This is a genomic window from Flavobacterium sp. LK-23, assembly GCF_058135255.1.
Map to the genome: position 1 here is coordinate 15973 of NZ_JBYUVT010000006.1, position 12379 is coordinate 28351.

8 protein-coding genes are annotated in these 12379 nt (G+C 34.0%); 6 read left to right on the top strand and 2 right to left on the bottom strand.

Going from position 1 to position 12379, the window contains the following annotated elements; translation table 11 throughout:
- Positions 1-34: 34 nt before the first annotated feature.
- On the top strand, positions 35-1177 hold the full coding sequence (locus AC3Y25_RS11175) for a cystathionine gamma-synthase (RefSeq protein WP_489902805.1): 1143 nt from the start codon (positions 35-37) through the stop codon (positions 1175-1177).
- A 171-nt stretch (positions 1178-1348) separates the two neighbouring features.
- Here AC3Y25_RS11175 and AC3Y25_RS11180 read toward each other — a convergent pair whose 3' ends face one another.
- The gene (locus AC3Y25_RS11180; protein WP_489902806.1) at positions 1349-2140 is read right to left on the bottom strand and encodes a THC0290_0291 family protein; all 792 of its coding nucleotides are present in this window, start codon (positions 2138-2140) and stop codon (positions 1349-1351) included.
- Positions 2141-2467: 327 nt separating this feature from the next.
- Here AC3Y25_RS11180 and gdhA point away from each other — a divergent pair, with 327 nt between their 5' ends.
- The 3 genes from gdhA to recO all read left to right on the top strand — a co-directional run bounded on the left by gdhA (position 2468) and on the right by recO (position 7009).
- Positions 2468-3811, top strand: coding sequence for an NADP-specific glutamate dehydrogenase (gene gdhA, locus AC3Y25_RS11185; protein ID WP_489902807.1), 1344 nt, complete (start codon positions 2468-2470; stop codon positions 3809-3811).
- Positions 3812-3933: 122 nt separating this feature from the next.
- Positions 3934-6219: a type IX secretion system anionic LPS delivery protein PorZ gene (gene porZ, locus AC3Y25_RS11190; protein WP_489902808.1), complete on the top strand. Its 2286-nt coding sequence runs from the start codon at positions 3934-3936 to the stop codon at positions 6217-6219.
- Between the two features lie 76 nt (positions 6220-6295).
- A complete protein-coding gene (recO, locus tag AC3Y25_RS11195) occupies positions 6296-7009 on the top strand; it encodes a DNA repair protein RecO (protein ID WP_489902809.1) in 714 nt (237 codons plus the stop codon).
- An 86-nt stretch (positions 7010-7095) separates the two neighbouring features.
- On the opposite strand, the gene AC3Y25_RS11200 is transcribed toward recO, so the two are convergent.
- On the bottom strand, positions 7096-7884 hold the full coding sequence (locus AC3Y25_RS11200; RefSeq protein ID WP_489902810.1) for a T9SS type A sorting domain-containing protein: 789 nt from the start codon (positions 7882-7884) through the stop codon (positions 7096-7098).
- Positions 7885-8184: 300 nt separating this feature from the next.
- On the opposite strand from AC3Y25_RS11200, the gene ileS reads away from it, so the two are divergent.
- On the top strand, positions 8185-11880 hold the full coding sequence (gene ileS / locus AC3Y25_RS11205) for an isoleucine--tRNA ligase (protein WP_489902811.1): 3696 nt from the start codon (positions 8185-8187) through the stop codon (positions 11878-11880).
- Between the two features lie 7 nt (positions 11881-11887).
- Complete coding sequence (locus AC3Y25_RS11210; protein ID WP_012022792.1) at positions 11888-12268, top strand: TraR/DksA family transcriptional regulator; 381 nt, start codon at positions 11888-11890, stop codon at positions 12266-12268.
- Positions 12269-12379: the final 111 nt, after the last annotated feature.

A 12379-nucleotide genomic window follows, 5' to 3' on the forward strand; every position in this document is an offset into this window, starting at 1 on the left:
GTAAAAGAATTAAGGATTTAAAATTTATAACTATATGAAATTCAATACAAAAGTTATTCACGGAGGACAGCATCATGATCCAAGTACAGGCGCTGTTATGCCGCCAGTGTATCAAACTTCAACATTTGTACAAACAAGTCCAGGGAAACCTTTGGCAGATTACGAATATAGTAGAGCTTCAAACCCGACACGTACGGCTTTAGAGGAGGCGCTGGCTAGTATTGAAAACGGAACTCGCGGATTAGCATTTTCGTCTGGTCTTGCAGCTACAGATTGCGTTTTAAGATCTTTTAAAGCTGGAGACGAAATCATTGCGATGGATGATTTGTATGGCGGAACTTACAGAATGTTCTCTCGCGTTTATAAAGATTCGGGTATTAAATTTCATTTTGTTGATATGACGAATATCGAAAAACTGAAAAGTTTAATTAACGAAAACACGAAGTTAATTTGGGTAGAAACACCAACAAATCCGTTGATGAAATTGGCAGACATTCAAGAAATTGCAAAAATTACTAAAGAGAAAAATATTCTTCTTGCGGTTGATAATACTTTTGCAACGCCTTATCTACAAAAGCCTTTAGATTTAGGAGCAGACATTGTAATGCACTCTGCTACGAAATATTTAGGAGGTCATTCTGATGTTATTGCTGGAGCATTAATTGTAAAAGACGCAGGCCTTGGAGAACAATTGCATTTTCAGCAATTTGCAACAGGAGCGACTCTTGGGCCAATGGATAGCTTTTTGGTTTTAAGAGGAATCAAAACGTTAGCTTTAAGAGTTCAGAGACATTGTGAAAATGGAGAAAAAGTAGTTGAATATTTGAACAACCATCCTAAAATTAAAACGGTTTATTATCCAGGTTTAAAAAATCATCCGTTTCACGAAATTGCTAAGAAGCAAATGAAAGCTTTTGGAGGAATGGTTTCTTTTGATTTTAAATCAGGAAAGAAAGAAGATTCTATCGCATTTTTAGAAAAATTGAAAGTGTTTACTTTGGCAGAATCTCTTGGTGGAGTTGAATCATTGGCTAACCACCCAGCTTTAATGACGCACGCTTCTATTCCTGCAGATAAAAGAGCAGAAGTAGGCATTACTGATGATCTTGTTAGATTGAGTGTTGGTATCGAAGATGCAGAAGATTTAATTGCCGATTTAGAGCAAGCTTTAGCTTAATATAAATTCCAATATGAAAATCCCAAATTCCAATTTTTCTTTCGGAGTTTGGGATTTCTTATTTTAAAATTTCTTAGAATAGAAGATACTAAAGTGTCTAATGAAAAATCCCAAATTCACAATCTTAAAATTGGAATTTGGGATTTTTTATATTTTGAGATTTAATTTTTTTTAGAATTCTAAATAGTAGATGTATCCAAAGTTAAACCAAACCTGCCAATCGTTAGATTTGTTTTCTTTGTAAATATCTTTGTTTGGGTTTAATCCGTCAATCCAGTCTGAGCTGTACATATGAAAACGAGTTTCAAACATTAAATCACTCATTTCAGTTAGTTTATAATGTACACCTACTGCTGCTGTTGCCGCTAAAGCTACACCAGTTTCTGTAGAAAAACCATGTGCACGTCCGTCAGATGGAGTTAAGTATTTTCCTGGGGTATTAGCAGGAAGTGTAATGTCTCCTAAATGTGACCCAACTTTTGCTGAATAGTAGCTCACTTGAAACCCTACAGCTCCATACGGACTGAAGCTACCAACTGTGTTTTCGAAATCGTGGATTTTCATAAAAGGAGAAAATTCCATCTGTGCTCCCAAGCTTACTATACTAGAACTTGCATGCATGTTTCTTAATTGTGTTGCAAATACTCCGTTAGGTTTGTATTCAACCCATTGGCCGTGGTGTTTTAAAGTGGTTCTGCTATAAGACAGATCAGATCTTACTTTAAAATGTTCTGTGAAAAAATTTTCTCTATTGTTATTGGCAGAAAAGTTTATAAAGTGCATGATTCCAATGCCAAAACCTGTGTTTCCGACATTATTATCAAAGTTGTTTCTTTCTCCAAAATCGGACTGTAAAGTTACTGGTCCTGCGTAGATTCCGATCTCTTGGGCTAATCCTTGTGCTGATACAGCAGTTGAGATGCCCAATAAGGCAAATAATGTGATAAATAGGTGCTTAGGCATTTTTTAGGGGCTTACAAATCTCGGCAAATATATAAAAAACATAATCGATTCAAAATATTAAATTGACGTATTGAAAAATAACTAGCAAAATACTTAATTTACTAACTTTTAAAAGGTGTTTTGCGTGTAAACACCTACAGGTAAAATGCGTTTTTTTCTATCGTTTGAAAAAAACACAAATCGCTTCAAAAAAGTGAAAAATGTAACATCGAATCATTATTTGATATATCTTTGTCCGTTAAAACGAAAACGTTTTCTTAAACGTAGTTTCTTATTTTTTATAAGAGTAAAAATTAAATCTAAATTATCTGAAAATTTATTTTAAAGATGGAACAAAAAATAAATGAATTTATGGCTCTTGTTGAGTCAAAAAATCCAAACGAGCCAGAATTTCTTCAAGCAGTTAGAGAATTCGCAGAAACTGTAATTCCGTTTATATCAGAACGTAAAAAATATGATGGAAAGAATATTCTTTTAAGAATCGCTGAACCGGAAAGATCAATAATATTCAGAGTTCCGTGGGTAGACGATAAAGGAGAAATTATTGTGAATAGAGGTTTCAGAATTCAAATGAACTCTGCAATTGGACCTTACAAAGGAGGAATTAGATTTCATCACTCGGTAAACTTATCAGTTTTAAAGTTCTTGGCATTTGAACAAGTATTTAAAAACAGTTTGACAACACTTCCGATGGGAGGTGGAAAAGGAGGTTCTGATTTTGACCCAGAAGGAAAATCTGATGCTGAAATTATGCGTTTCTGCCAGTCCTTCATGACAGAATTATGCCGTCATATTGGTCCAGATCTTGACGTTCCAGCTGGAGATATTGGTGTTGGTGCACGTGAAATCGGTTACTTATTTGGTCAATACAAAAGAATTAGAAATGAATTTACAGGAGTTTTAACTGGAAAAGGTTTAGCTTACGGAGGTTCATTAATTAGACCAGAAGCTACAGGATATGGAGTAGTTTACTTTACAGATCAAATGCTTCGTACAATTGGTCATGAAATTAAAGGAAAAAGAGTTGCTATTTCTGGATTCGGAAATGTGGCTTGGGGTGTTGCTTTAAAAGTAAATGAACTAGGAGGAAAAGTAGTTACTATTTCTGGACCTGATGGTTATATTTATGATGAAGAAGGTGTCTCTGGAGAAAAAATCGAACATATGGTTGAAATGAGAGCTACTGGAGATAATAGAGCTGAAAGATATTTAGAGAAATATCCAAATGCTATTTTCCACAAAGGAAAAAGCCCTTGGGAAGTAAAAGTAGATATCGCTATTCCATGTGCTACTCAAAATGAATTGAATGGTGATGATGCTAAGAAATTAATAGATAATGGCGTTTTATGTGTTACGGAAGCAGCAAATATGCCTTCTACTTTAGATGCTATTAAACTTTTCTTAGATAGTAAAGTGTTATTCGCGCCAGGAAAAGCTGCAAATGCTGGTGGAGTTGCTGCTTCAGGATTAGAAATGACTCAGAACTCAATTCGTTTAAACTGGACTAGTGAAGAAGTAGACTTGAGATTGAAAGAAATCATGATCGGAATTCATAACCAATGTAAAAAATACGGTGCAGAAGAAGACGGATATGTTAACTACGTAAAAGGAGCTAATATTGCCGGATTTGTAAAAGTTGCCGATGCTATGCTTGCGCAAGGTGTAGTTTAAGATTTAATTGCAATAATTAGAATTACCCTCGTTATCTTAATAAGATATCGGGGGTATTTTATTTGTACTAAAAATTAAATAAAATCCCGTTTGTATTATATTTGTCTATTCGAATACATTATATGATGAAAAAAGTATTTTTCTGCGGTTTGTTTTTACTTCTAATTCAGTTTTGCGGAGCGCAGAGCAAATTGTCTTGGCAGGGATATTTTTCATTTAATGAAATAAAAGACATTTCAGAATCTGCAACAACTGTTTTTGCGGGTTCCGAGAACGCATTGTTTTCAAAAAATACAGCAACAAATGTCCTTAAAACGACTACTACCGTTGACGGACTTTCGGGTCAGACGATTTCGGCAGTTTATTACAGCGAAGCATCAAAAAAAACAATTATTGGTTATGAAAATGGTTTGATGATCTTGATTAATGAAGCCGATGGGAGTATTCTAAAAGTTGTAGATATAATTAATAAGCAATTGCCAGCAAATACTAAAAAAATCAATCATTTTATGGAAAATAATGGATTGATATATGTTTCTTGCGATTTTGGAATTGTTCAATTTAATCTTAAAACATCTCAATTTGGCGACACTTATTTTATTGGAGATAATGGAGCAGAAATAAGCGTAAAGCAAACCACAATGTTTAACGGATTTATTTTTGCAGCAACTTCAAGCGGCATTAGAAAAGCGAACATTACAAATGCTAATCTTGTAGATTATAGCCAATGGTCAATAGTAAATGGTGGAGATTGGTCGAGTGTTGAGGCTTTAGACTCAGAACTTATTGCAATAAATGGTACGGGGTATATTCATAGATTTAATTCCAATACATTTGTAGGCTTTTTGCAGCTGCCTCAAGCGTCTGTTGATACACGGGCGAAAAACCATAATTTATTTGTCACAACTGCCAACACAGTATATGTTTATAATAATCAAATGACGTTGAGTCGACAAATTACAAATTCTCAAGTTTTAGATAATACCTTGAATTTTAGTTGTGCAACTGCAGTTGGAAATCAGATTTTTATTGGAACAAAAGAAAAAGGATTGTTTGCTTCTGCTTTAAATAATGCAACAGCTTTTGAAAACAGTACGCCTAGCGGTCCCGTGCGTAATGATATTTTTTCTATAGATGCCGGTTCAAATGTTTTGTGGGCGGTTTATGGAGATTATGATGCGGTGTATAATCCATACCCTTTGGATAGCTACGGTATTAGTCGATTTAATGCTTCGGGATGGTTAAACATTCCATATTCTGATGTTTATGATGCCAAATCAATAACGAGAATTTATATAAATCCTAATAATGAAAAACAGGTTTATGCTGGTTCTTTTTTCTCGGGATTATTAAAAATTGAAAGCGATATTCCAACTCATTTATATAATGAAAAAAATAGTGGTTTAGAGTCACTTAAAACAGCATCGCCAGATTATGTAGATGTCCGAATCAATGCAACGGCTTTTGATAAATCTGGAAATCTTTGGGTGACCAATAGCAGAATCAATAATGGATTGAAAGTTTTAAAAACAAATGGGCAATGGGGTAGTTATTCGATGACTTCTATATCAGATGATGTGGGAGAAGATAACTATTCAAGTATAGTGGTAGATCGTAACAATGTAAAATGGATTGGAACTTATAAAAATGGAGTTGTAGGATTTAATGAAGCTACAAATACGTTCAAAAAAATGACTTTTGGAACCGATGCTGGAAATCTGCCAATTGCCGATGTTAGAGCAATAGCTTTAGATACAAAAAATCAGCTTTGGATAGGGACAACAAAGGGTTTGAGAGTTCTTTCTAATGTTTCTAGTTTTCAAACAGATAGTCAGTTAAAAGCAAATTCGATTATTATAACCGAAGACGATTTGGCTCAAGAGTTGTTATATGAACAGTTTGTAACTTCGATAGCAGTCGATGGTGCAAATAATAAATGGATTGGAACGGCAGATTCTGGAATATTTATGGTTTCGCCCAATGGTCAGGAAACAAAATACCATTTTACAATAAACAATTCGCCTTTGCCAAGTAATTATATAAATGATGTTAAGATAAATGCTAAAACGGGAGAAGTTTTTATTGCAACCGACAAAGGATTGGTTTCGTTTGGCGGAATTGCAACTGGAGCAAATGACGATTTAAGCAATGTATATGTTTATCCAAATCCTGTACGTCCGACTTATTCGGGAACCGTTAAAGTGGCCGGATTAATTGATAAGGCTAATGTGAAAATCACAGATATAGAAGGAAATTTAGTTTATGAAGTGACTTCTTCTGGCGGAACAATCGAATGGGACACAACTGCTTTTGGGAAGTATAAAGTAGCATCTGGTGTTTACATGGTTTTTATCTCGGCAGAAGATGGAGGAGAAACTAAAGTTAAGAAAGTGATGATTATACGTTAAAGTAATAAGTATCGGTCTCAGTTTTCAGTCTCAAACTTGAAACTTTAAACTTGAAACAAAAAAAAAACAAAAATTTGTGCTAGTCAAAACAAAAGCCATAGTAATTTCGTCTTTAAAATTCCAAGAGAAAAGCTTGATTGTAAAATGCTTTACACTTTCTAGCGGACTAAAATCTTATTTTGTGCGTGACGCTTTTTCGAGCAGAAAGGCAAGTCAGAAAATTGCTTATTTTCAGCCTTTTTCGATTTTAGAAATTGAAGCTGTTCATAAGAATAAAGGAACTTTAGAGAATTTTAAAGAAATAAAAAGCGCTGTTCCGTTTCAGACTATTCATACTGATATTGTGAAAAGTACAATGGTGATGTTTTTGTCCGAAATGCTTCATTATTCTATTCAAGAAGAAGAGAAAAACGAACAGCTTTTCCTTTTTTTAGAAGCTGCACTGACGTGGCTGGATCATCATGATGAAATTTCTAATTTTCATTTAATTCTGCTTTTAGAAATCACAAAATATCTCGGTTTTTATCCTGATATTTCTGAAATTGATTTGCCTTTTTTTGAAATGAATGAAGGTGTCTTTACGCTTTTTCAAAAAGGAAATGTGCTTTCGGAACACGAGACCAACTTGTTTAAAAAGTTATTGGAACTAAAATTCGATAACGATCGAAAAGTCTTTCATGTTTTAGAAAGGCAGATTCTCCTGAAAATTCTAATTGATTATTACAGTCTGCATTTGGAAGGGTTTAAAAGACCGAAATCTTTGGATATTTTAAAAGAGGTTTTTTCTTAAGAGTATGTTTTCTTTTAATTGTATAAAAACAAAAAAAGGATCGAGTTTAACTCGATCCTTTTTTTGTTTGAGGTTGCTTAACCTTATTATTTGATGAATTTAACTGAAGTGCCTAAGTCGTTTAATTTTAATAAATAAACTCCGTTTGGTAATCCAGAAATTGCAATAGTTTCAGATGAGTTATTGTTGACTCTTTTTACTGCTTTACCATCGATAGAGTAAATTACATAAGAAGAATTTTTAAAATCACTGCTTAATTTTATTTCATCTTTAGACATAGATGCTATCGGGTTGGTTTTTTTATCGAAATCAACAGTTCCTAAAGTGCCTTTTTTTGCTACTATCACATTGTCAAAATAAATTGGAGTGCCATCAAACATAGATCCAGCTGTAAAATATGTAGCTAAAGTTGTTGATGTTCCACCTGGAAAGAATAGTACTTTAAAATCATATGTGATTGTCTTCCAAACTCCAAACTCCTTTGTTACTAATGGAGGCATTTGAGCCGAAAGAAAAGCATTGTCACTTGTAGAAACCTTTGTGATTTCATATGTCAGATTTCCTATATTAAAAGGACTGTCTGGGCCTGGAATATAATAGTCAAACTGTAAAGTGTAATCAGTAGCCTCAGATACGGTAAATTCTTGTTTTAATTGTATTGCTGGTGACATACCAGATGCTGATACTGTTGTTCCTTTTAAACTTGAAGTTCCAACATTTTTAATTGTCTCTTCTTTTGATGTAGCGCCGTAAATTACGGTCCATGAATTAGGAGTGTCAGCTGTAAATTGCTCAAAACTACCGTTTTGTAGAAGATTCTGGCTTTTTGCAAAACTTACTGTAAGTAAGCATAAGATAAGTAATTTTGTTCTCATACACATTTTTTAAAGTTGGGTATAAAACTACAATTATTAATCTTACAATTCCTAATAATAGATTTCATTATGTTAAAATTTAACAAAAATTCATGACAGTACATTGCAATGCTGTTAATCTTTTAGAAAAGTGTATTTGAATTAAGAATTTTTGAAAAAAAGCGACCTTAATTTCTTATTTTGATAATGATTTCTTTTCTACTCTTAAAAATTGTCTTAAAAGTGCCAACTTTTGGCTTTAGATATTCTACTTCTGACTTAAATTTACTACTTTCGCACCTCGTTTAAGAAAAGGATAAAATGAGTACAAAATTTACTGAATACAAAGGACTTGACTTGCCAACTGTAGCGTCTGAAGTTCTTGATTTTTGGAAGAAAGAAAATATATTTGAAAAGAGTGTAACAACTCGCGAAGGTGCTGAGCCTTTCGTATTTTTTGAAGGTCCGCCTTCAGCAAACGGATTACCTGGTATTCACCACGTAATGGCACGTGCGATTAAAGATATTTTTTGCAGATATAAAACTCAAAAAGGTTTTCAAGTAAAAAGAAAAGCTGGATGGGATACTCACGGTTTGCCTGTTGAATTGGGTACCGAAAAAGAATTAGGAATTACAAAAGAAGATATTGGTAAAACCATTTCGATCGAAGAATATAACGAAGCGTGTAAAAAAACCGTTATGCGTTATACAGACGTATGGAATGATTTGACCGAAAAAATGGGGTATTGGGTTGATATGGAAGATCCGTATGTGACTTATAAACCAAAATATATGGAGTCGGTTTGGTGGCTTTTGAAACAAATCTACGATAAAGGTTTGTTGTACAAAGGCTACACAATTCAGCCGTATTCTCCAAAAGCAGGAACAGGATTGTCTTCTCACGAGGTAAACCAGCCAGGAGCTTACCGTGATGTTACTGATACTACAATTGTAGCGCAGTTTAAAACATTGCCAGAAACATTACCTTCATTCTTGCAAGGTTTTGGAGATATCCACATTTTAGCTTGGACGACTACTCCTTGGACGCTTCCATCAAATACAGCTTTGACAGTTGGGCCAAAAATCGATTATGTTTTATTGAATGGTGTTACTAATCAATATACTGAACTAGAATCAAATTTAATATTAGCTTTAGATCTTGTATTAAAAAATCTTACACATCAGCAATTTGAGAAATGGGTTGTGAAAGAGGTTTTAAATGGAAACCATACTGGTAATGATCAAGGGCATGTGTTTGATGGATTTGTAGAAACAGATGGTGGAATAATTCCTGTTGAGGTTAAAAAGATTAATGCGGATTCTAAAACTTTAACAAAGTTTGTAAATACTTGTAAGGATCAAGGTTTTTCTTCAGGGATTTTTGTTTGTGGTGCTAAATCAGATAAGCCAGAAGATTTTTTAGATTTTAATCTTAAAGTGATTGAATTTAGAGATTTTAAAGAGCTTTTAGTTGAAAAAGAACTTTTGTTTAAAGGAGCAGATTTAGTTGGAATTCGTTATGAACAGTTACTTTCTTATGCGTCACCGTATCAGGGTGCTGAAAATGCATTTAGAGTAATCGCCGGAGATTTCGTTACGACTGAAGATGGAACAGGAATTGTGCATACAGCACCTACTTTTGGTGCGGATGATGCTAAGGTAGCAAAAGAAGCGAATCCTGAAGTTCCTCCGATGTTAGTTTTAGATGAAAATGGAACTCCTGTGCCACTTGTAGATTTAAGAGGCAGATTTTTACCACAAGTAAAAGATGAGATTTATGGTTTTGCTAATGAATATGTAAAATCCGAATACCTTGATGAGGGAGAAAAAGAAAAAGATTTTACAACTCAAAAGGAAAAATTAAAAGATATTATATCAGATTTAAAGGGGTATTTGTCAGTTGATGAAAGAATTGCTTTAAAATTAAGAAAAGAAAATAAAGCTTTTAAAGTTGAAAAATACGTGCACAGTTATCCACATAGCTGGAGAACAGACGAGCCGTTATTATACTATCCTCTAGATTCATGGTTTATCAAAGTAACCGATGTGAAAGATAGAATGTTCGACCTGAACGAAACTATCAATTGGAAACCTAAATCTACTGGTGAAGGACGTTTTGGAAATTGGCTTAAAAATGCCAACGATTGGAACTTATCTCGTTCTAGATATTGGGGAATTCCGTTGCCAATTTGGAGAACAGAAGATAAAACAGAAGAAGTTATTATCGGTTCTGTTGAAGAATTGTACAATGCAATCGAAAAATCGATCGAAGCAGGTTTTCAAAAAGAAAATCCGTTTAAAGGATTTGAAATCGGAAACATGTCTGAGTCAAATTATGATTTAATCGATTTACACAAAAATGTTGTTGATGGACTTACTTTAGTTTCAGCTTCTGGAAAACCAATGAAGCGCGAAAGTGATCTAATCGACGTTTGGTTCGATTCTGGAGCAATGCCGTATGCGCAATGGCATTACCCTTTTGAAAACAAAGAAAAAATTGATGGCAACAAAGATTTTCCAGCAAATTTCATTGCAGAAGGAGTAGATCAGACTCGCGGATGGTTTTATACTTTGCATGCAATCGGAACTTTGGTTTTTGATAAAATAGCCTACAAAAATGTAGTTTCAAACGGTTTGGTTTTGGATAAGAATGGAATTAAAATGTCTAAGAGTAAAGGAAATACTATAGACCCATTTAAAACCATTGCAGAAAACGGTCCTGATGCTACACGCTGGTATATGATTATGAATGCAAATCCGTGGGATAACTTGAAGTTTGACCTTGAAGGAATTGCTGAGGTTAAACGTAAATTCTTCGGAACGCTTTACAATACCTATTCATTCTTCTCGTTATATGCAAACATCGACGGATTTAAATATGAAGAAGCCGAAATTCCGTTAAATGAAAGACCAGAAATCGATCAATGGATTATTTCTGAATTACATTCGTTAATCAAATTTGTAGACGAATGCTACGAAGATTACGAGCCAACAAAAGCGACAAGAGCCATTTCTGACTTCGTTCAGGAAAACTTAAGTAACTGGTACGTTCGTTTGTGCCGTCGTCGTTTCTGGAAAGGAGAATATGCTAAAGATAAAATTGCAGCCTACCAAACACTTTATACTTGTTTGCTTACAATCAGTAAACTAAGCGCTCCAGTAGCTCCATTTTTTATGGATAAATTATACCGTGATTTAACAACTTCGACGGGAAGCGAGGATTTTGCTAGTGTTCACTTGGCTGAATTCCCAAAATTTGTCGAAAACTTTGTTAATAAAACGTTGGAAAGCAAAATGCAGAAGGCGCAAACGATCTCTTCTTTGGTTTTATCACTACGTAAAAAAGAGATGATTAAAGTTCGTCAACCTCTGCAAAAGGTAATGATTCCAGTACTTGACGAGAATCAGCGTGCTGAAATTGAAGCAATTTCTGACCTTGTAAAAGCCGAAGTAAATGTTAAAGAAATCGAACTTTTAGACGATGCTTCAGGTGTTTTGGTTAAGCAGATTAAGCCTAATTTTAAAGCTCTTGGGCCACGTTTTGGTAAAGACATGGGCTTGATTTCTAAGGAGATACAAGGTTTTTCTGCAGATCAGATCAATCAGCTGGACAAGCAAGGAACGCTAGATATTGTTATTGCAGGAAATAGTGTAACTTTATCATTAGAAGATGTGGAAATTACATCACAAGATATCGAAGGATGGTTAGTTGCTAATTCAAACGGAATAACAGTTGCGCTTGATATTACTCTTACCGAAGAATTAAAAAATGAAGGTATCGCTAGAGAGTTAGTAAATAGAATACAAAACATTCGTAAAGATTCAGGATTTGAAGTTACGGATAAGATTAAAGTACAAATAAAAAGAAACGGTATTTTAGAAGATGCTGTTTCAAAAAACGAAGACTATATTAAGTCTGAAACATTAACAGACGAACTGGTTTTTGTGGACGCTTTAGAAAACGGCACAGAAATTGAGTTTGATGATATTAGAACCATTATATTAATTTCAAAATAGTTAGAAAATGATAGATGAAATTACAAGATACTCTGATGCAGATTTAGCAGAGTTCAAAGAAATAATCCAAGCAAAAATTAAAAAAGCACAAGAAGATCTTGATTTGATCAAAAGTGCCTATATGAACGATTTGAATAACGGTACTGACGATACTTCTCCAACTTTTAAAGCTTTTGAAGAAGGAAGTGAGACCATGTCTAAAGAAGCAAACTCTCAGTTGGCTATCAGGCAAGAGAAATTCATTCGTGATTTAAAAAATGCTTTATTCCGTGTAGAAAACAAAACTTACGGTATCTGCAAAGTAACAGGTAAATTAATTAGCAAAGAAAGGCTTAAAATCGTTCCTCATGCAACAATGAGTATCGAAGCTAAAAACTTGCAAAGATAAGATTGCGTAGAACTACGTAAGAGAAAAAGCGCTCCTTTAAAGGGCGCTTTTTTTTGTTTAACATTTAGCTATGAGTGTGTTTGTTGCTTAGTTTGTTCTTTGAAAGAAATT